The sequence below is a fragment of the Streptomyces sp. NPDC101776 genome (genome assembly GCF_044766845.1).
In the GTDB taxonomy this organism is placed as follows: Bacteria; Actinomycetota; Actinomycetes; order Streptomycetales; family Streptomycetaceae; genus Streptomyces.
The window spans coordinates 198,672-220,002 of the sequence record NZ_JBIWMV010000012.1 but is presented as its reverse complement, the minus strand read 5'-3'; the positions used below and the strand labels follow the sequence as shown (position 1 = coordinate 220,002).

The window sequence follows — 21,331 nt, the reverse complement described above, 5'->3', positions numbered from 1 at the left end:
GGTGCGGTCCGTGAAGTGCGCTGTCCGCGCGCGTACTTCATCCGTGCGTGCCACCCTGTGACCCGGGCGTGCACGGAGTCTCCACCCAGCCCTGCTGCGTGGCGTGCGGACTCCCCATGGTGCCGACTCGCGGTCCGGGCTCGGCGCCCGGACCGGGTTTCAGCGGGCCGCGGCGCGGCGCAGGACATCCGAGGCGGCGCCGCCGGTGCGGGGCAGCAGGGGCGGTACCTCGGACATGGCGAAAGGTTCCGGCGTGGAGTCCGCGCTGGGCCTGCGGCCACCGCGCCCCTCGCCGAGCACCTGCCAGCCGTCACGCGTCAGCGTGATGTAGGCCCCGCAGCGCAGCCCGTGCAGGGTGCAGGCGTCCCGCAGCCCCCACATCCACGCGCCGTCCTCCTCCGTCCAACGCGCGTCGCCCTCACGGCAGTAGAGCAGCACGGCCGTGCGCACCGGAGTGCGGCGGCGCAGATCGTGCGGGATGACGCGGCGGAGCTGCGCGAGCAGCGCGTTGCGGAACATCCATCCGTCGGCCGGGGCGGACCGCCGGACGAACGAGGCGCTCGCGAGCAGTCGTTCGTCCGGGTCGAGGACGGCGACGATCGCGGTCGCCGGTCTCGGGCGATGCCGGGAGTGCAGCCCGCTGACGACCTCGCGCGGATTGCGCAGCAACGGGATTCCCGCGGCGGCCCATTCGGAGGGTTCGAGCAGACGAGCCAGGGGGTTGGCGGAAGCGGCGGACAGGTCGGCAGACGTCGACGTGGATGCCGCGGAGGACGGAGCGAATCCGAAGGTCACGGTCCTCCCTTCGGCTACGCGCCCACACTACGGGCGAGGTCGGATTGGGGGGGGAGCGCACACCGCAGCAGAGCCCTACCGGATCACGGACGAGCCGTGCGGGGAGCGGACTCCAATTCTTCCTGGCGAACTTGGATGCGGCAACGAGCAAATGGGGCCACAGACCCTTATCTGCCGGTCTGTGGCTTATATCCCTACCCTCTGCGTCACCCGGCGACGCCTGGGACGTTCGAGCACAACACTTTCGTACGCCATTCATGTGCGCGAGGTCCATAGGGAGCCGGTCGGCCCGGGTGCGGGCACAGGTGCCGCGCGCTGAGCCACGGCGGGGGATTGGGCCGTTGTCAGTGGCGTGCTGTTGCATGGGGGCATGAGCAACCAGGAGCTGCGTGCCGAAGCCGACGCCATCCTCGCCGAGCTCGTCGGTGACCCGAGCGGCACGGCGCGGCTGCGCGAGGACCAGTGGCAGGCGGTGGCCGCTCTCGTGCAGGAGCGCCGACGTGCCCTGGTGGTGCAGCGCACCGGCTGGGGCAAGTCGGCGGTGTACTTCGTCGCCACCGCTCTGCTGCGCCGACGTGGCTCCGGGCCTACGGTGATCATCTCGCCGCTGCTGGCGCTGATGCGCAACCAGGTCGAGTCGGCGGCGCGGGCCGGCATCCGGGCGCACACCATCAACTCCGCCAACCCGGAGGAGTGGAACGACATCTACGGAGAGGTCGAACGAGGCGAGACCGACGTGCTCCTAGTGAGTCCCGAACGGCTGAATTCCGTCGACTTCCGCGACCAGGTGCTGCCCAAGCTCGCGGCCACGACCGGCCTCCTGGTGGTCGACGAGGCGCACTGCATCTCCGACTGGGGACACGACTTCCGCCCCGACTACCGCAGGCTGCGGGCGATGCTGGCCGAACTGCCCGCAGGTGTACCGGTGCTGGCCACCACCGCGACCGCCAACGCGCGCGTGACCGCCGACGTGGCCGAGCAACTGGGCACGGGCGCCGGTGAGGCACTGGTGCTGCGCGGTCCGCTGGAGCGGGAGAGCCTGCGGCTGGGAGTGGTCCAACTGCCGGACGCCGCCCACCGTTTGGCGTGGCTCGCCGAGCACCTGGACGAACTGCCCGGCTCGGGGATCATCTACACGCTCACCGTGGCCGCCGCCGAGGAAGCCACCGCCTTCCTGCGCCAACGCGGCTTCAAGGTTGCGTCGTACACCGGGAAGACGGAGAACGCCGACCGGCTGCAGGCCGAGATCGACCTCCAGGAGAACCGGGTCAAGGCGCTGGTCGCCACGTCGGCACTGGGCATGGGCTACGACAAGCCGGACCTGGGCTTCGTGGTCCACCTCGGTTCGCCCTCCTCTCCGATCGCGTACTACCAACAGGTGGGTCGTGCGGGGCGCGGTGTGGCCCACGCCGATGTGCTGCTCCTGCCGGGCCGCGAGGACGAGGCCATCTGGCGCTACTTCGCCGATACGGCGTTCCCGCCCGAGACGCAGGTCCGGCAGACCCTCGCTGCCCTCGCCGAGGCGGGACGGCCGCTGTCCGTGCCTGCCCTGGAGACCGCGGTCGACCTACGACGCGGTCGCCTGGAGACGATGTTGAAGGTCCTGGACGTCGACGGGGCGGTCAAGCGCGTGAAGGGCGGCTGGGCGGCCACGGGCGCGGAGTGGATGTACGACGCCGAGCGGTACACATGGGTGGCCAAGCAGCGCGCGGCCGAGCAACAGGCCATGCGCGACTACGTGAGCACGTCCGAGTGCCGGATGGAGTTCCTGCGCCGGCAACTGGACGACGAAGGCGCGGTGCCGTGCGGCCGTTGCGACAACTGCGCCGGCGCCTGGATCGACGCCTCGGTCTCGGCGGAGACGCTGACAGGGGCGACGAAGGAACTGGACCGCCCGGGCGTTGAGGTGGAGCCGCGCCGGATGTGGCCGACCGGGATGGCCGCGTTGGGTGTCGACCTCAAGGGCCGTATCCCGGCCAAGGACCAGTGCTCCACAGGGCGTGCGCTGGGCCGGCTCTCCGACATCGGCTGGGGCAACCGGCTGCGCCCGCTGCTGGCCGACAACGCGCCCGACGGTCCGGTCCCCGACGACGTCCTGAAGGCCGCGGTGTCGGTTCTCGCGGACTGGGCGCGCTCTGCGGGAGGTTGGGCACCGAACGTCACGGACCCCTCCGCCCGGCCCGTGGGGGTCGTGGCCGTACCGTCCCTGGCCCGCCCGCAACTGGTCGGTTCCCTCGCCCAGGGCATCGCGACCATCGGCCGGCTCCCCCTCCTGGGCACCCTGACGTACACCGGACCGGACGGCACGCACGCGGCGCGCCGCAGCAACTCCGCCCAACGGCTGAGGGCCCTGTCCGATGTCTTCGCCGTCTCGGGCGAACTGGCCGACGCCCTGGCCGCCTCTCCCGGACCCGTGCTGCTCGTGGACGACTACACCGACTCCGGCTGGACCCTCGCAGTCGCCGCCCGTCTGGTCCGCCGCGCAGGCAGCGAACAGGTTCTTCCGCTGGTCCTCGCGGCGGCGGGCTGAGATTCGTTTTTCGGGACCCTTGCCGTCGGCCTGCGAGCGGGGTGATTCGGCCTGCGGGCGCGGCGAATTCCCTTGGGTCGGAGCGATGTTCGGTGGCGACTGACTCGGCTCGGTCGCCCTTCCTCGCTGGGTGATCGCGCGATCGCCGAGGGCGGCCCCGATGTCCCGGGCTTGTGGGCCGACTTGGCCATGCCGAATCCCATGTGGCGTGTCCCTGACCGGACTTATCCACAGGCCCAAGCGGAATCTCGTGATCCGCGAGATCGTCGACGCATGACGAATCACAGCGAAACGACCGGATCCTCCGAAAACGGCGACATCGACCCCACCGCGTACGAGCGACACGGCGCCGAGCACCAGGTCACCCTGCGCACCCCCGGCGAACTCGCCGACGCTCTGCCCTATCTGCTCGGGTACCGCCCCGAGGACAGCATTGTCCTTGTCGCCCTGCACGATCGGGAAGGCCGGGGCCGTTTCGGCGGCCGGGCCCGGCTCGGCATTCCCGCCGGCGCGGACGACTGGGCTTCCGTGGCACGGCAGTTGGCCCACGGCCTCGTGACCGGCAGCGAGCGCAGGGGACCCCGGCCCGAGCAGATGATCGCCTACGTCTGTCAGGAACCGGCGCCGGGAGAGTCGGGACGCCAGGTCATGGAACGTCTGCGCCCGCTCGTGCAGAAGCTGCGCACGGAGTGCGGCCGACTCGACGTGACCGTGATCGAGGCGCTCTGTATCTCGGACGGCCGCTTCTGGTCGTACTGCTGCCCGATCGAGGGATGTTGCCCGGTCGACGGATCCTCGATGGGCCTGCCGGGCACCTCCGTACTCGCTGCGGCGGCGACCTACGCGGGACTCCAAGTGCGCGGCACGCTAAGGGAGTTGCGCACCAGGTTGCTGCCCTGGGAGACGGCGGCGGCGCTTCAGCAGGAAGTCGCCCTGGACGCCGCCGGCATGGTTCTGGTTCCGAGGATCCTCGACGAGGTCAGCCGGGCGGACGTGGCTGAGGAGACTCTGGACCTCGCCCAGCGGATCATGAGGCGATTCGCGGCGTCACCGCTTGTGTCCGGTGCACTCCACTCGGACTTCCGCGACGACGCGCTGCTCGCCCACGACGAAGCCGCCACGCTGATCCTCGGCCTCCAGGACCGTACGACGCGCGACCGCGCCGCCGAATGGATGGAGGGCGACGACGCGGTACCGGCCCTGCGCCTGTGGCGTTCATTGGCCCGCCGCTGCGTCGGACCGTACCGGGAACACGCCGCGGCTCCTCTCACGCTCGCCGGCTGGGTCGCCTGGTCGACCGGCGACGACCTGGAGGCCAGGGAGGCCCTGGCCATGGCCCTGGGCGCGGACCCCGACTACCTGTTCGCCCGCCTCCTGCACCAGGCCTGCAACGAGGGCCTGGACCCGGAGTCGATCCGGCGCTGTCTGCGGGCGGAACAGGTGGGGCGCGCGGGGGCGGCGGGAGTTGGAGAGGCGGCAGGTGTTGCGGGAGCAGCGGGAGCCGGAGAAGCGACGGGTGTTGGAGGGGTGACGGGAGTCGGAGCAGTGACGGGAGCCCGAAGGGCGGCGGGCGCTGGAGAGATGGCGGGAGCCGGAGAAGTGACGGGCGCTGGAAGGACGGTGGGAGAAGTGACGCGTGCCGGAAGGGTGGCCGGAGCCGCAGAGTTGGCCGGAGCCGGAGAAAAGGCGGGAGTTGGGGGAGCGACGGGAGCCTCAGGGGCGGCAGTCGGAGACGTGGCGCGAGTTGGAGGGGCGGTGGGTGGCGAGGAGACCGCCGACGGTCCCCGACGGCAAGGCACGGCCGATCCCGGCGATGCTCCGGCATCGGAGACCTCGCCCGCGGCCTCCCGTCGTCGGCGCCGTACGCGTGCCGCCGACGGAGTTGACGGCCGTCCCCGTCTCTCGGGCGCGGACGGCCGCCGGTCCGGTACGGACGGATCCCGTCCGCGCACGCCGGCACAGGGCACCGCACGCCCCGGTAGCCCACGGTCGCGGACCTCTGGCAAGGGCGGTTCGCAGCGTTACGACACCTGCTCGGAGGCGCCGCAGCCGGGGAGCAACGGCATTGAGGGGGACGGGTGATCAAGAGCTGGCGGAGTGGCAGGCAACCTCACCGGTCCAGTGGCCGACTCGGCGCGCTCGGAGCCTGGTTGCACCGGGTCGTCCGGATGCGGGCGGCGACTCGACAAGTCCTCGGTGTCCCCAGCGCGCGGGCGTGCGCCGGACTCGCTGAGGGGCACGTGGCGCGAGAAGCGGGTGCGGGTGACCGACGGATCGAGCTCCGGGTCGGAGGCCACCGGAACCGGAGGAATGTCTCCTCCTGCCCGCCCCCTCCGCCGCGCCGCCATTCGGTCGGCTTCCCGGGCTGCGGGCGTGACCAGGAGGAGCCCGGCTCCGTTCACCGGAGTGGCGGAACGTCTGAACGGGTCGTGTCGCCGGACAGCCCTTGTCCTCCCGGAACCGTCCATCCGGCGCCGAACACGTCTGAGGCGCACAGAGCGCAGAAGAAGCCGCCCATGCACCAGCCGACTCCGCCCTCCGCCGACGACGACCGCCCTGACTCAGGTGATCCCGAGCCACGCCCGATCCGGGGCACCAACTCGTCGCCGTCTTACGCGGGCACCGGTTCAGCGCCGCCGAACACAGGCACCGGTTCAGCGCCGCCGAACACAGGCACCGGTTCAGCGCCGCCGAACACAGGCACCGGTTCAGCGCCGCCACACACGGGCACCGCCGATCCCGAGCATCCGCCGCAACCGTCCCATCGGCCGGCCGGAGGGTGGGCGCCGGGCCGACTCCGCCGACCGCCACCGCTCGCACCCCCACGCCAGTCCCCTCCCGTCTCCCCGCCTCAAAGCCCTCCGCCACACCAGCCGCCCCCGTCTCGCCCGATGCCCCGCCGTTCCCTCGAACTGCCCCCGACCCACACCACCCTGATCTGCGTAGCTCTCCCGGGCTTAGCCGTTTCCACTGAGCAAGGGCAGTTGAACGGCCGGGGGTTGGAGGGGTTCTACCGCGCGGGCCGACGCGTGCTCTCGCGCTGCCAGCTGCGGGTGGCCGGGCGGGAACCGCTGGCGGTTCAGGCCAGGATGACGGCGGCGGACCGCGCCCGTTTCGTCGGGACGGTGCGGGTGTCCCCGGACTGCGGCCCCGACCCGGACCTTGTCGTCGAGCGGATCCGGCACGCCGACGGCACCGAGCGCATCACCCTGCGCAGCGTCTCCCGGCGCTCGATACGCCTACCGGTCGAGGTGGCGCTCGGCACCGACATGGCCGAGCTGGGTGCGATCGCCGCAGGCAGCACCGGACCCGAACTGCCCGCCAGCGTGCACGACTCAGGCCTGCGCTGGTCCGGCGCCACCGGCAGCTCGGCGGTCACGGCCGACCCGCCCCCCGCCGACGCGATGGCCTCCGCGGGGCTCCTGCGCTGGGAGTTCGAACTGCCACCGGGCGGCACGGTGAGCGTGGAACTTCGGGTACGGCCGGACGGCGCGGGTCCGGTCCGGGCCGTGGGCCATGGGGCGACCAGTCCCCTGGCCTCCGCGCGGGCGACCGGCGACGACCCGCGAGTCCAAGCGCTCCTGCGGACCAGCGTCGAGGACCTCCAGGCACTGCTGCTGCGCGACCCCGCGCACCCCTCCGACACACACCTCGCGGCCGGGGCCCCCTGGCGCTGCGGTCTGGCGCCGACGGAGTCGCTCACGGCGGCGCGGATGTCGCTGCCTCTCGGCACGCGGCTCGCCGCGGGCACCCTGCGGATCCTCGCCCGCACCCAACTCCAGCGTGCTGGAGCGCAGTTGGGCATGATTCCCGGACCGCGTCGGGACGCCGGTGCCCATCTGCCGCCGAGTTGCACGGGGACCGAGGCGACCCTGCTCTTCCCGGTGCTGCTCGCGGAGGCCCGTCGCTGGGGGCTCCCGGAGTCGGAGACACGGGAGTTACTTCCGGCCGCCGAGCGCTGTCTGACCTGGTTGCGGACGACGGTGGGCGGCGGCACGTATCTGCGCGACCCGCACCCGGGCGGACCCGGCCGCTGTGAGACGCAGGCCCACGCCCACCGGGCGGCGCTGCTCGGTGCGGAGCTGCTCGACGCCTTCGACAGACCCGGCGGCGCGGAACTGCGGCAGTGGGCCCAGGAGTTGCGCACCGCCTTCCGCGCGGACTTCTGGATCGGAGACCTGGGCGGCGGCCGCCCGGCGGCGGCCCGCGCTCCGGACGGACGCCTCGTCCCGCACCTGGGCGCGACCGCGGCCCACCTCCTCGACACCGGGCTCCTGGGCGGTGGCGAGTACGCGCCAGGCCTGCTCGACAAGGTGCGGGCCGAACAACTCGCCCGGCTGCTCGGCGGCCCGGCCATGGACTCGGGCTGGGGACTGCGCGGCCTGGGCGCGAAGGAACCGGGATACAGCCCGTTCAGTCACCGGGGCGGAGCCGTGCGGGTGGCGGATACGGCGATCGCCGTCGCGGGCCTGGCCGCCGCCGCGTACGACAAGGAGGCGACCTCGCTGCTGCGGGGCGTCCTCGCCGCGGCCGAGGCGTTCGGGCACCGGCTCCCCGAGATGTACGCGGGAGAGCAGCGCACGGACGGGAGCGCTCCCCTCCCGCACCCGGCGGCCTGCCGTCCGGCCGCCACGGCGGCGGCCGCCGGCGTCCTGCTGCTGACCACCCTCGCGGGCATCCGCCCCGACGCCCCCGCCCGCACGGTCACCCTCCGCCCGGTGCGCAGCGCGCCCCTGGGTGAGATCGGCCTGACCGGGCTGCGGATCGCGGGCGCCCCCTTCTCCGTACGGGTCGGCCGACTCGGTGTGGCCATGGTCGAGGAGGCGGCCGACGGCCTGCAATTGGGGGCGTGACCTCGTACGGGGCTGTACCGGCCGACGGTCCGAGACGGACGCCGGGCCGTGTATCGCAACGAAGTGGATCAGTCATGGCGGTACCGGCGAAGGGAGTGTTTATCGTCAGGCAGACGACTATGATCGCCGCATGTCCTACGACCCGTCAGCGTATCCGCCCTTCGCCGTCACCGTGGACCTGGTCGTGCTGACCGTGCGCCGCCATGCTCTGTGCGGGCTGGCGGTACGCAGGGGCGAGCCGCCGTTCCAGGGGCGCTGGGCGCTGCCCGGCGGCTTCGTGCGGGCCGACGAGGATCTGGCGCAGGCCGCGGCGCGCGAACTGGCAGAGGAGACGGGACTGCGCGCCCACGAACCGGCCGCCCCCGCCCAGGACAACGGAGCACACCTGGAGCAGCTCGCGACCTACGGCGACCCCAAGCGCGACCCGCGGATGCGCGTCGTCAGCGTCGCGCACCTCGCGCTCGCTCCCGACTTGCCCGCACCCCGCGCGGGCGGCGACGCCAGCAACGCACGGTGGGCGCCCGTCGAGGAGCTGCTGCAACAAGCGGGGTTCGGACGCGACGGCGATCCGGTGGCGCCGCTCGCCTTCGACCACACCCAGATCCTGTCCGACGGGGTGGAGCGAGCCCGTTCGAAGATCGAGTACTCGTCCCTGGCCACGGCGTTCTGCCCCACCGAGTTCACCGTGGGTGAGCTGCGCCGTGTCTACGAGGCGGTGTGGGGCGTTGCGCTCGACCCGCGCAACTTCCACCGCAAGGTGACCGGCACGCCCGGGTTCCTCGTCCCGACGGGCGGTACGACGACCCGTCAGGGCGGCCGCCCGGCACAGTTGTTCCGGGCCGGCGGGGCCACGCTGCTCAACCCGCCGATGCTGCGCCCCGAGGTGTGAGGTCGTATCGCCTAGACCGAGGGAGCGGCGGAGGCGATCAACCGTTGCGGAGCGGGCCGTTCGGTGCCCGGAAAAACGGACATAGCGCGCTATCTTGCTGTGGGTGATCCAGGCCTTCGGACTGACCAGCAACGCCCGCAAGGAGCATCCGCCCGCCGTCGACGACGTCTCCTTCGAGGCTCGTGCGGGCCGTGTCACCGCACTCCTCGGAGCGCCGGGCGCGGGTAAGACGGCCGCGCTCAGGCTGATGCTCGAACTCCAACAGGGACGTGGAATCACCTACTTCAGGGGCCGTCCCCTGCACCGCATCGCCCATCCCTCGCGTGAGGTCGGGGTCCTCCTGGGCGATGTGCCGGGACATCCGGCGCGATCGGTCCGCGGCCACCTCCGGATGCTGTGCGCCGCGGCGGGTGTTCCGGCCCGGCGCGCCGACGAAGTCCTCGAAGTGGTGGGCCTCGTGAGCCTGCGCGACGAACGCCTCGGCAGCCTCGCGCGCGGCATGGACCGCCGCCTCGGCCTCGCCTGCGCCCTGCTGTCCGACCCGCACACGCTCGTGCTGGACGAACCCGCGGACGCGCTCTCCGCTCGCGAAAGCCGTTGGCTGTACGGCATGCTGCGCGCACACGCGGCCCAGGGCGGCACGGTCCTGTTCACCACCGCCGACCCCAAGGAGGCCGTCCGCAGCGCCGACCGGGTCGTCACCCTGGAGCAGGGCAGACTCGTCGCCGACCAGGAGGCCGGAGAGTTCGCCCGCACCCGGCTGCGCCCCCGCGTCGTCGTCCGCAGCCCGCACGCCAACCGCCTCGCCGCCCTCCTCACCAAGGAGGCACGCACCGCACACCACTCCGTCGAAGTCGTACGAGAGGACGGCAACCGCCTTTCCGTGTACGGCAGTACATGCGCCGACGTCGGCGAGACGGCGTTCCGGCACGACATCCTCGTCCATCAACTCGCGGACGAGATCGGGGACATGGGGCCGGGCGCCGGAGGAATCCTCCAAGGCGAGACGGAATCCGTCGACGAGCCGAGAGCGCCGGGCCCCTCGTCGACAGCCGAGTTGCCATCGGCCCGCACCGACACCGCACTTCCCGCACTGTCGGCACGACGAACAGCCACCGTGCCCGCCGAGGCGCCCTCCACCGATACGTTGCCGGCCGAGAGCACACAACCCCACGCCGTGATGCCTCCCGCCCACGGCCCGCTGCCACTCACGGCCACGCTGCCCACCGCCGAGCAGCCCGCCGCCGAAGAGCAGAGACCCGCCGTCGGACCCGACCTGCCCGTCGCCGAAGCACGGGAACCCGTCGCTGAACCCCACCCGCCGCACGAGGCTCACCCGGCTCCTCCAGGCCCCCGCACCGCGAACTCCCGGCTGGTCCCCCTCGTAGACCCCGACGAGTCGACCGGCACGCACCCACGCGCGCGTGCCGCACGTACCTCCCAGGCACTCACCCTTGATGCCCTGCCCCCGCTCCCGCCCCCCATCTCCGTCCGCTCCGCCCCCAGTCCACTGCGCCCGCTCCGCTACGAGCTGCGTCGTGCCGCCGGTATCGGCACCGGGTTTCTCACCGGGGCCGCCGTGCTCGTCGTGTCCGCCCTCACCGCGCTGTTGCTGGCCCGCATCGGGCACACCCCGCAGTCACGTCTCCTGGCCGCGTGGCCACGGGAGTTGCCCCTGCCGCCCGCGGCGCTCGGTGCGGGACTGCTCGGGGCCTTCGCGTTCGGTGACGAGTTCCGCCACCCTGCCCTGGCGGCGGACCGCGGCACCGTGCCCCGCCGGATGGGGCTGCTCGTCGCGAAGCTCCTCGTCTCCGCAGCCACCGCGCTGCTGCTGGCGTTCCTCACGGTGGGCTGCGACGCCGAAGTGCTCTACCTCGTCTACGGACGGGAGCTCGCGCAGGTTCCCGCCGACTGGCTTTCGATGGGCGCGAGTTGGATCGGCCTGGTCGTGGGGTGTGCGTGGGCCGGTGTTCTGGCCGCTGGCATCTTCCGGTCCACCACGGCCGGGCTCGCCGCGGTGGTCGCCGTACCGATTCTCGTCGTACCCCTCGTGCACAAGGCACTGGACGGGCCCGCCGTGCGGACCGCGGAGGGCTTTCCGGTGCGGATGCGGAAGGTGTTCCTGCTGCAGTGGCCCTTCGGGGGAGAGCGATACCTGTCCGCTGCGGCGCGGGTGATCGCCCAACCCGTGGGCGGGGCACTGACGTTGTCGCTGACCGCCCTGGTGTGCGCGTACCTGCTCACGACCCTGCGGAGCAGGGTCCGATGACGACCGTCCGCACCCTTCGGGTTCCGCTCTGCGCACAACTCCCCGTAGAAAGCCCATTTCTTTCCGATAAGGCGTCAATTGCGACGGGGTGAGCGATCACCCTTTCGTGTGCTTTTCACCAAAGACCTCAAGGGAGTTGGGGACAGCGCCGACAAAGGATCCGTGAGTACCCTTGCGCACCCCCTGATGACCGCCGCCCACTCCGCAGACTCCGGTCTCGCAGGCCCGGGCGGACTCGACCGCTACCCCTATGCCGAGGCGCCCGTCACCGAGCGCCTCGGAGCCCCTTCCTGGGACGGTTCCGACCCCGAGCTGGGCCGCGTGGGCCGGCGTGCCGCGGGCAGCCGCGGACGCGGGCTGCACGGCCAACTCGTCCAGCAGCTGGGTCAGATGATCGTCTCCGGGGACCTGGGCGCCGACCGTCCGCTGGTGCCCGAGGAGATCGGCCAGCGTTTCGAGGTCTCCCGCACAGTCGTCCGCGAGTCGCTCCGCGTCCTGGAGGCCAAGGGCCTGGTCAGCGCGCGCCCGAACGTCGGCACGCGCGTGCGTCCCGTCAGCGACTGGAACCTCCTCGACCCGGACATCATCGAATGGCGCGCCTTCGGCCCGCAGCGCGACAACCAGCGCCGCGAGCTGAGCGAGCTGCGCTGGACGATCGAGCCGCTCGCCGCGCGCCTCGCCGCCGGGCACGGGCGCGAGGATGTCCAGCAGCGCCTCTCCGACATGGTCGAGATCATGAGCCACGCCATGGGGCAGGGTGACGCGCTGACCTTCTCCCGCGCGGACGCCGAGTTCCACTCGCTGCTCATCCAGGTCGCGGGCAACCGGATGCTGGAGCACCTTTCCGGAATCGTCTCCTCGGCCCTCCAGGTCTCCGGGGGCCCGGTCACGGGTTGTGACCGCCCGACCGACGCCTCCCTGGGGCACCACGCCCGGATCGTCGACGCCCTCGCCGCCGGTGACAGCGCGTCGGCCGAGGCGGCCATGCGGCAGTTGCTCATCGTGCAACCCGAGCCGGAGCGCGTGGTGCCCGCCCCGCGCGAACACTGACGCGCGCGGGTGGTCGGCGCGGTCGAGGTGTGCCGCGTTCTCGTGGTGGCGCCAGGCCGGGGCGCCCGTTTTCCGCCGGACCTCGCAGGATCCTCAGGGAATCCGGCGGGGTCCGGCGGTGCGACGGGGTGTCGGATCTCTCTGAGGAGCGCCTGTCACGGCCGGGGGTGACCTCCTCTGCCCGTGTCTGACCGTTTTTGAACGCTTACGGGGTGTGACTCGGGCCACGCAGATTGGGCGTAACGCTCGCGGGCACTGCGCGATGACCTAAGAGGTGACAGCCGCGGAAGGGAATACGGACGCCGTTCAAGGCGCTGTGTTTCTTCCCGGCCCCAGCCCGCGCCGTCGGCCCATCCCCAGTCGGCGGTCGTCGGTTCCTGTCCGTACCGGACGGGGCCGGAAGCCGTTTTCCATCGTTCCGAGAGGTTGTTCGTGTCGGCCAGCACATCCCGTACGCTCCCGCCGGAGATCGCCGAGTCCGTCTCTGTCATGGCGCTCATCGAGCGGGGAAAGGCTGAGGGGCAGATCGCCGGCGATGACGTGCGTCGGGCCTTCGAAGCTGACCAGATTCCGGCCACTCAGTGGAAGAACGTACTGCGCAGCCTCAACCAGATCCTCGAGGAAGAGGGTGTGACGCTGATGGTCAGTGCCGCGGAGCCCAAGCGCACCCGAAAGAGCGTCGCAGCGAAGAGTCCGGCCAAGCGCACCGCCACCAAGACGGTCGCCGCGAAGACGGTGACCGCCAAGAAGGCCACCGCCACCGCCACTCCGGCCGCCCCCGTCGCCGACGCTTCCGCCGAGGACGACGCTCAGAAGGTCGCTGCCAAGAAGACGGCGCCCGCCAAGAAGGCGGTCGCCAAGAAGGTCGCCGCCAAGAAGACGACGGCGGCCGCCAAGAAGACCAGCGCCAAGAAGGACGATGCCGAGCTGGTCGACGAAGAGGCCACCGAGGAGACCCCCGGCAAGACCGGGGACGAGCCCGAGGGTGCCGAGAGCGCCGGGTTCGTGCTCTCCGACGAGGACGAGGACGACGCGCCCGCGCAGCAGGTCGCCGCGGCCGGTGCCACCGCCGACCCCGTCAAGGACTACCTCAAGCAGATCGGCAAGGTCCCCCTCCTCAACGCCGAGCAGGAGGTCGAGCTCGCCAAGCGCATCGAGGCCGGTCTGTTCGCCGAGGACAAGCTGGCCAACGCCGACAAGCTCGCCCCCAAGCTCAAGCGCGAGCTGGAGATCATCGCCGAGGACGGCCGCCGCGCCAAGAACCACCTCCTGGAGGCCAACCTCCGCCTGGTGGTCTCCCTGGCCAAGCGCTACACCGGCCGCGGCATGCTCTTCCTGGACCTCATCCAGGAGGGCAACCTCGGTCTGATCCGCGCGGTCGAGAAATTCGACTACACCAAGGGCTACAAGTTCTCCACGTACGCCACCTGGTGGATCCGTCAGGCGATCACCCGCGCGATGGCCGACCAGGCCCGCACCATCCGTATCCCGGTGCACATGGTCGAGGTCATCAACAAGCTCGCGCGCGTGCAGCGCCAGATGCTCCAGGACCTGGGCCGCGAGCCCACCCCGGAGGAGCTGGCCAAGGAACTCGACATGACCCCGGAGAAGGTCATCGAGGTCCAGAAGTACGGCCGCGAGCCCATCTCCCTGCACACCCCCCTGGGTGAGGACGGCGACAGCGAGTTCGGTGACCTCATCGAGGACTCCGAAGCCGTCGTCCCGGCCGACGCGGTCAGCTTCACCCTCCTCCAGGAGCAGCTGCACTCCGTCCTGGACACCCTGTCCGAGCGTGAGGCCGGCGTGGTCTCGATGCGCTTCGGTCTCACCGACGGTCAGCCGAAGACTCTCGACGAGATCGGCAAGGTGTACGGGGTCACCCGTGAGCGCATCCGCCAGATCGAGTCCAAGACCATGTCCAAGCTGCGCCACCCGTCGCGTTCGCAGGTCCTGCGGGACTACCTCGACTAGGCTGTAGTCGTACGACACGAAAGGCCCGGTCTCCCCTCGGGGAGCCGGGCCTTCGTGCTGGCCGCGGGTGCGGGGCGCGGCGGGCTGGATCACTCTGGGTCTCCCATGACCATCCCAGAGTGAGGAACGTGCATGCGTCGTCCCCTTTCCCGGGCGCTGACCCGGCCGCTGGTCCTGGCGGCTGCCGCGTCCGCCATACCGCTGGTCTCCGCGTCCCCCGTGGCCGCCGACAGCATCGTCGTCGGCGGATTCCCGGTCGATGTCTCCGTGAGTCCCTGGACGGTGGCGCTGTCCAGCCGTGACCGGTTCGGGGGTACCCGGGCAGGACAGTTCTGCGGCGGCGTGGCCGTGAGCCGGACCACCGTGCTGACCGCGGCCCACTGCATGGGCGACGACGTCCTGGGGGCGCCGCCGCACCGCGCGGCCGACCTCAAGGTCGTCACCGGCCGTACGGACCTGCTCTCGGACCGGGGCCAGGAGATCGCCGTCCGTGACGTGTCGGTCAACCCGCGCTACGACGCCGTCAGCAACGCCGGCGACTTCGCCGTGCTGACGCTCGCCGATCCGCTGCCAGAGAGCTCGGTCATCAAGATGGCGGCTGCCGGCGACACGGCCTACGCGCCGGGCACGGCCGCCACGGTCTACGGCTGGGGCGATCTCACCGGCAGCGGCGACTACGCGGGCAGCCTGCACGCGGCACGCCTGCACGTCCTGTCCGACGCGAGCTGCGAGGAGGCGTATCCGGCCGGTGCGGACGGCACCTACCTCCCGGAGTCCATGCTGTGCGCCGGAGAGGCTCAGGGAGGCCGTGACGCCTGTCAGGGGGACAGCGGGGGCCCGCTGGTCGCCCAGGGGAGGCTGATCGGGCTCGTGTCGTGGGGCAGCGGGTGCGGGCGGGCCGGGAGCCCCGGCGTCTACACCCGGGTGTCGGACGTTCTGCGGACACTCGGCCGCCGAGGCTCGCCCGGGCCGCACAGGGGCGCCTGACGGCGCCTGAGGGGCGTCTGCGGGTACACGAAGACGGGCGGCCCCGCTCCTGTGGTTCAGGAGCGGGGCCGCCCGTCGCCGGCCTGGGCCGGTGCTGGCTCGTCGTGGACGCGAAGTGTCAGCGGTCTTCTTCAGGAACGCTTGCAGCAGGAGCGGAGGTCAGCCGCTCCGACTCGTCCTGTATCTCAGCGGCGATCTTCTTGAGTTCCGGCTCGAACTTGCGGCCGTGGTGGGCGCAGAAGAGCAGTTCTCCGCCGCTCAGCAGGACGACGCGCAGGTATGCCTGGGCGCCGCAGCGGTCGCAGCGATCGGCGGCCGTCAGTGGGCTCGCGGGGGTCAGAACAGTAGTCACGTCGCCTCTTCTCTAGCTCGACGAGCTGTCGTACCAGGGTCAACATCCAACCAGCCCGAAAACGTTCCCGCTCGTGGCTATTCCTCGAAAAATTCTTCCGGGGCGGCTGTCTGCTGCCGGTTGGCGGCGAATGTGCCGTATTGCGTGTCTATGTGTCTGTACGGGTTCGCGCTGTGGGGTCAGGGTCGGGTCCATCCGGCTGGGTTGCCGGTTGTTCATGAGGACGTGCCCGGAGCCTAAATGGTTCATGCCCCGAAGGGAACGTGATATGTACTTCACTCCATCGAGGGATCGAACAGGCATACGACCCTGGATTAGGGTGAGGAGGAGACGAGGGTGGCGTTACAACGGCTCTACCAGGCCTCGGTACCCTCTGAGCGGCAACCGAAGCCGAGCCCTTACCCAAAAGGGCCTCATCTGAAATTCAGCGAGGAGCGAACCGCGTGACCGCCGAAACGTCCGTGCCGTCGACAGCGCTGCTGGCAGGAGCAGACCGGGACGGTTCCAACTACACCGCGCGGCACCTGCTCGTCCTTGAGGGGCTAGAGGCCGTACGCAAGCGCCCGGGTATGTACATCGGGTCGACCGACAGTCGTGGCCTGATGCACTGTCTGTGGGAGATCATCGACAACTCCGTGGACGAGGCCCTCGGGGGCTACTGCGACCACATCGAGGTGATCCTGCACGACGACGCCTCGGTGGAGGTCCGGGACAACGGCCGGGGCATCCCGGTCGACGTCGAGCCCAAGACCGGCCTCTCCGGTGTCGAGGTCGTCATGACCAAGCTGCACGCCGGCGGCAAGTTCGGCGGCGGCTCGTACGCCGCCTCCGGTGGTCTGCACGGCGTGGGCGCCTCCGTGGTGAACGCCCTGTCCGCGCGGCTGGACGTCGAGGTGGACCGCAGCGGCAACACTCACGCCATCAGCTTCCGGCGCGGTGTGCCGGGCTCCTTCACGGCCGTCGGCCCGGACGCCGCGTTCGAGCCCGGCGGCCTGCGCAAGACCAAGCGGATCCCCAAGACCCGCACCGGCACGCGCGTGCGCTACTGGGCCGACCGCCAGATCTTCCTCAAGGACGCCAAACTCTCCCTTGAGGGCCTGCACCAGCGGGCCCGACAGACCGCGTTCCTGGTGCCCGGGCTGACCATCGTCGTCCGCGACGAGTACGGCCTCGGCGAGGGCGGCAGCAAGGGGGAGGAGTCCTTCCGCTTCGACGGCGGCATTAGCGAGTTCTGCGAGTACCTGGCCAACGACAAGCCGGTCTGCGACGTCCTGCGCCTCTCGGGCCAGGGCACCTTCAAGGAGACGGTGCCCGTCCTGGACGACCACGGGCAGATGACGCCCACCGAGGTCACGCGCGAACTCGGCGTCGACATCGCCATGCGCTGGGGGACCGGCTACGACACGACCTTCCGGTCGTACGTGAACATCATCGCCACCCCCAAGGGCGGTACCCATGTCGCCGGTTTCGAGCAGGCCGTCGTCAAGACGATGAACGAGGTGGCGCGCGCCAAGAAGCTGCTGCGCGTCGCCGAGGACGACGTCGTCAAGGACGACGCCCTGGAGGGCCTCACCGCGGTCGTCACCGTCCGGCTCGCCGAACCGCAGTTCGAGGGGCAGACCAAGGAGGTGCTCGGTACGTCGGCTGCCCGCCGCATCGTCGCCAATGTGGTCGCCAAGGAGCTCAAGGACTTCCTGACCTCGACGAAGCGTGACGCGGCGGCCCAGGCCCGCGTGGTCATGGAGAAGGCCGTCGCCGCCGCACGCACGCGTATCGCGGCCCGGCAGCACAAGGACGCGCAGCGCCGTAAGACGGCCCTGGAGTCCTCCTCGCTGCCGGCGAAGCTCGCCGACTGCCGCAGCGACGACGTGGAGCGCAGCGAGCTCTTCATCGTCGAGGGCGACTCCGCGCTCGGTACGGCCAAGCTCGCCCGGAACTCCGAGTTCCAGGCGCTGCTGCCGATCCGCGGCAAGATCCTCAACGTCCAGAAGTCGTCCGTCACCGACATGCTGAAGAACGTCGAGTGCGGGGCGATCATCCAGGTCATAGGAGCCGGGTCGGGGCGTACCTTCGACATCGACGCGGCCCGCTACGGCAAGATCATCATGATGACCGACGCCGATGTGGACGGCTCCCACATCCGGTGCCTGCTCCTGACCCTGTTCCAGCGCTACATGCGGCCCATGGTCGAGGCCGGCCGGGTGTTCGCCGCGGTGCCCCCGCTGCACCGCATCGAGCTGGTCCAGCCCAAGAAGGGCCAGGACAAGTACGTCTACACGTACTCGGACCGTGAGCTGCGCGAGAAGATGCTGGAGCTGCAGAGCAAGGGCGTCCGGTACAAGGACTCCATCCAGCGCTACAAGGGTCTCGGCGAGATGGACGCCGACCAGCTGGCCGAGACGACGATGGACCCCCGCCACCGCACCCTGCGCCGGATCAACCTCTCCGACCTGGACGCGGCCGAGCAGGTCTTCGATCTGCTGATGGGCAACGACGTGGCGCCCCGCAAGGAGTTCATCTCCAGCTCGGCCGCGACGCTGGACCGGTCACGGATCGACGCCTGACCGCCGTGCCGGGCCCGGGTCCGACCTGGGCCCGGGCCACGGCTCGGAGGCTTTGACCCGGGCCCGGCACGATCGCTCCGTTCCTGACACGGACTCGGACGCGGCGCGACCGCTCGACGCAGTCCGGCGCGACCATCTGACACCGGTCGGCACAACTGCCCGACATCGGCTCGGCCCGGCCGCCGTCCACCGGCCCTGCATGACCGCCTGACACCGGCTCGGCCCGGTCGCCTGACGCAGGCTCGGCGCGGCCGTCTGACACCGGCCCGGCGCGACCGCTCGACGCAGGCCTGGCACGACCGCCGTCCGTCGGCTCGGCGTGACTGCTTGACGCAGACCCGGCATGACCGCCTGAGACCGGGCCCGGCGCGACCGCCTGACAACCGCCCAGCACAGCCGCCTTCCACTGGCTCGGCGCGACTGCCTGACGCAAGCTCGGCGCGGCCGTCTCACACCGGCCCGGCGCGATCGCCCGACCCAGGCCCGGCACAACCGCCCAGCACCGCCCCGGCCCCGCCCGTCGGCTCCACCCGTGGGTGGAGGCCGGGACGGTTCGGGGATCCACCCACGATCCACCCTGGCGCCGATCTGCCGACCTGCGAATTTCCGTAGCGTCGAAGGCGTCGGCAGCGCTCGCGGCCGACATCCCTTCCGCTCACGGAGGCTCTGATGTCCGGGCTCGTCAACGCGTTGGTGATCGTGGCCGTCGTCGCGGTGGTGATCGTGCGGCAGTTCCGCGCCCGTCGGATCGACACCGACCGGCGCTGGTGGCTCCTCCCCGTGATCCTCGCCGTCGTGGCGCTGCGCGAGCCCGGAATACTCGACGCGCACCACCACACCGAGTCGGTCTTCCTGCTCGGCGTCGAGCTGGTCATCGGACTGGCCACCGGAGCCGGCTGGGCCTGGACCACGCGCCTGTGGGTCGAGACGGACGGAACCGTGTGGAGCAAGAGCACCAAGGCGAGCGGTGGCGTCTGGGTCGTCGGCATAGCCCTGCGCGTCGGTCTCGTCGCCCTGGGCGCGATGATCGGTGTGCACCAGGACAGCGCGGCCCTGATGCTCGGTCTCGCGGCCACGCTGCTGGTCCGCTCCGGGGTCCTGACCTGGCGGGCCCAGTCCTTCACCGAGGCGGCCGGATCGGCCCCGGCGTACGGTTTCGCTACGGCGCGGCCTGCCCGGAAGGAGCGCGCGTGACGGAGAACGCGTGGACGCGCTGGCCCTCGCGGGAGGCGCTGGGCCGAGAGGGAGTCTCCCGGCCCCGGCGGCTGCTCGCCTGGGCCGTCCGGCTGCTGGTGATCGGCGTGCTGCTGGGCGGAGCCTTCGGTGGCAACCACATCCACGGCTGGGCCCTGGCCGGAGGTGCGTCGGGCATCCTGGCGGCCGCGGCCCTCGGCTGGGCGTTCTGGCGCAGCACCCTCGCCCACAGACTCTGGCCGTCAGTGGCCCTCGTCGCCGCGCTCCTCGGGCTCGCGATAGCGGGACAGGCGATCGGCTTCACGGTCCCGGCCCTCGTCGTCTGGTGCGGTTGCGCCGTCATCTCGCTGGAGCGGCTGCCCATCGCGGTTGCCGTGCCGGTGACATCGGTGTCCCTCGCGATCTTCGCCGCGGTCAACAACGACGTATGGCTGACCACCACGGTCACCACGGCCGGGCTGGCCCTCGCCGGATACACGCTCCGCCTCGACGCCGAGGCCCGGGGCAACGCCCAGCGGCTGCTCACCCAGGAGCGCCTGGCGCGCACGGCGGAGGCGGAGTCCGCCGCGCTGGCGGAGCGGGCCCGGATCGCCCGGGAGATCCACGACGTGCTGGCCCACAGCCTCTCGGCGCAGCTCGTGCACCTGGAGGCGGCCAGGCTGCTGATCGAGCGGGGCGCCGACCGGGAGACGATTCTGGAACGGGTCGTGGCGGCACGGGGGATGGCCCGCGACGGCCTGGTGGAGACCCGGCAGGCCCTGTCCGCGCTGCGGGGCGAGATGAGCCCGCTGGAGGACTTCCTGACCGAGATCGTCGGTACGACCGGCGGTGCGGAGGTCACCGTTACGGGTGACCGCAGACAACTGCCCGCCGAGGCCTCGCAGGCCGTACGCCGGGTCGCCCAGGAGGCCCTGACGAACGTCCGCAAGCATGCCCCGGGCGCCAAGGTGCTGCTCACGCTGGACTACGGCGAGCATGAAGTGACGCTGGACGTACGGGACTCGGGCGGTTCGCCCGGCGAACTCACCGGGTCGGGAGGTGGATACGGTCTGCTGGGCATGCGGGAACGCGCCGAGCTGCTGGGCGGTTCCTTGCGAGCAGGACCGGACGAGGAGGGATTCGTGGTGACGCTGAAGGTGCCCGCATGACGGAGGCGGCCGTGAGGAGACCCGCGCGGGTCGTGGTCGCGGACGACCAGACCGTCGTACGGGAAGGCATCGTGATGCTGCTGGGGCTGCTGCCCGGGATCGAGGTCGTCGGCGCCGCCGCTGACGGGGACGAGGCGGTGCGGCTCGTCGCCGAACTCGCCCCGGACGTCGTCCTGATGGACCTGCGCATGCCGCGCTGCGACGGTGTCGAGGCGACCCGGCGCATCCGCGCGGAGCATCCCGGAACGCAGGTCGTGGTGCTCACGACGTTCGCCGACGACGCGTCGCTGTTCCCGGCGCTGCGCGCGGGGGCACGGGGCTACCTCACCAAGGACGCGGGCGGCGAGGAGATCGTACGGGCCGTGCAGAGCGTGCTGTCGGGGGACGCCGGGCTGTCGCCGAGCATCCAACGGCGTTTGCTGGAGCGCCTGTCGGAGCCCGAGCCGCAGCCGTCGTCGGGGCCCGCCGAGCCGCCGGACGGGCTCACCGCGCGGGAGACCGAGGTGCTGCTGCTGATCGCCGACGGGCTGACCAACCAGGAGATCGCCCGCAAGTTGCATGTCTCGACGGCGACCGTGAAGACCCACATCAACAACCTGTTCGCCAAGACGGGGCTCAAGGACCGTGCGCAGGCGGTGCGTTACGCCTACGGCAAGGGACTGGTGCGGCCACCAGCGGGTTGAGTCACCTGATGGGGTGAAGACAGCGGAGAAGAAGAGTCGGGGATCT

The 21,331-nt window shown here is 71.3% G+C and carries 14 protein-coding genes; 12 read left to right on the top strand and 2 right to left on the bottom strand.

The features are described 5' to 3' along the window. Window positions 1-159: 159 nt before the first annotated feature. The gene (locus tag ACIRRY_RS32015) at window positions 160-795 is read right to left on the bottom strand and encodes a hypothetical protein (RefSeq protein ID WP_403979470.1); all 636 of its coding nucleotides are present in this window, start codon (window positions 793-795) and stop codon (window positions 160-162) included. Between the two features lie 370 nt (window positions 796-1,165). Between ACIRRY_RS32015 and ACIRRY_RS32010 the strand changes: the two genes are divergently transcribed. The 8 genes from ACIRRY_RS32010 (at window position 1,166) to ACIRRY_RS31975 (ending at window position 15,344) form a co-directional block, all read left to right on the top strand. After that, a complete protein-coding gene (locus tag ACIRRY_RS32010; protein WP_403979467.1) occupies window positions 1,166-3,325 on the top strand; it encodes a RecQ family ATP-dependent DNA helicase in 2,160 nt (719 codons plus the stop codon). A gap of 273 nt (window positions 3,326-3,598) precedes the next feature. Next, window positions 3,599-5,407, top strand: a complete 1,809-nt coding sequence (locus ACIRRY_RS32005) for a DUF4192 domain-containing protein (RefSeq protein ID WP_403979464.1) — start codon at window positions 3,599-3,601, stop codon at window positions 5,405-5,407. 809 nt (window positions 5,408-6,216) lie between these two features. Continuing rightward, window positions 6,217-8,178, top strand: a complete 1,962-nt coding sequence (locus tag ACIRRY_RS32000) for a glycogen debranching N-terminal domain-containing protein (protein ID WP_403979462.1) — start codon at window positions 6,217-6,219, stop codon at window positions 8,176-8,178. 130 nt (window positions 8,179-8,308) lie between these two features. Further along, entirely contained in the window at window positions 8,309-9,067 is a 759-nt protein-coding gene (locus ACIRRY_RS31995; protein WP_403979460.1) for an NUDIX domain-containing protein, read from the top strand. Window positions 9,068-9,170: 103 nt separating this feature from the next. Then, window positions 9,171-11,336 (top strand): ATP-binding cassette domain-containing protein, encoded by a 2,166-nt coding sequence (locus ACIRRY_RS31990; RefSeq protein ID WP_403979458.1) that lies wholly within the window; start codon window positions 9,171-9,173, stop codon window positions 11,334-11,336. A 162-nt stretch (window positions 11,337-11,498) separates the two neighbouring features. After that, window positions 11,499-12,386 (top strand): FadR/GntR family transcriptional regulator, encoded by an 888-nt coding sequence (locus ACIRRY_RS31985; protein ID WP_403979455.1) that lies wholly within the window; start codon window positions 11,499-11,501, stop codon window positions 12,384-12,386. A gap of 432 nt (window positions 12,387-12,818) precedes the next feature. Further along, the gene (locus ACIRRY_RS31980; protein ID WP_403979452.1) at window positions 12,819-14,357 is read left to right on the top strand and encodes an RNA polymerase sigma factor; all 1,539 of its coding nucleotides are present in this window, start codon (window positions 12,819-12,821) and stop codon (window positions 14,355-14,357) included. A gap of 132 nt (window positions 14,358-14,489) precedes the next feature. Continuing rightward, window positions 14,490-15,344 carry a S1 family peptidase gene (locus tag ACIRRY_RS31975; protein ID WP_403979450.1) on the top strand — a complete coding sequence of 285 codons (855 nt, stop codon included), beginning with the start codon at window positions 14,490-14,492 and terminating at the stop codon, window positions 15,342-15,344. A 118-nt stretch (window positions 15,345-15,462) separates the two neighbouring features. Here the strand turns inward: ACIRRY_RS31975 and ACIRRY_RS31970 are convergent, their stop codons facing one another. Beyond that, entirely contained in the window at window positions 15,463-15,696 is a 234-nt protein-coding gene (locus ACIRRY_RS31970; RefSeq protein ID WP_019061015.1) for a hypothetical protein, read from the bottom strand. A 443-nt stretch (window positions 15,697-16,139) separates the two neighbouring features. Between ACIRRY_RS31970 and ACIRRY_RS31965 the strand changes: the two genes are divergently transcribed. The 4 genes from ACIRRY_RS31965 (at window position 16,140) to ACIRRY_RS31950 (ending at window position 21,285) form a co-directional block, all read left to right on the top strand. Further along, window positions 16,140-18,260 carry a type IIA DNA topoisomerase subunit B gene (locus tag ACIRRY_RS31965; RefSeq protein WP_403979447.1) on the top strand — a complete coding sequence of 707 codons (2,121 nt, stop codon included), beginning with the start codon at window positions 16,140-16,142 and terminating at the stop codon, window positions 18,258-18,260. A gap of 669 nt (window positions 18,261-18,929) precedes the next feature. After that, window positions 18,930-19,454 carry a DUF1453 domain-containing protein gene (locus ACIRRY_RS31960; RefSeq protein WP_403979444.1) on the top strand — a complete coding sequence of 175 codons (525 nt, stop codon included), beginning with the start codon at window positions 18,930-18,932 and terminating at the stop codon, window positions 19,452-19,454. Continuing rightward, the gene (locus ACIRRY_RS31955; protein WP_403979442.1) at window positions 19,451-20,602 is read left to right on the top strand and encodes a sensor histidine kinase; all 1,152 of its coding nucleotides are present in this window, start codon (window positions 19,451-19,453) and stop codon (window positions 20,600-20,602) included. The genes ACIRRY_RS31960 and ACIRRY_RS31955 overlap by 4 nt, the downstream gene beginning before the upstream one ends. After that, a complete protein-coding gene (locus ACIRRY_RS31950) occupies window positions 20,599-21,285 on the top strand; it encodes a response regulator (protein WP_403979439.1) in 687 nt (228 codons plus the stop codon). The genes ACIRRY_RS31955 and ACIRRY_RS31950 overlap by 4 nt, the downstream gene beginning before the upstream one ends. The last annotated feature ends 46 nt before the right edge of the window (window positions 21,286-21,331 follow it).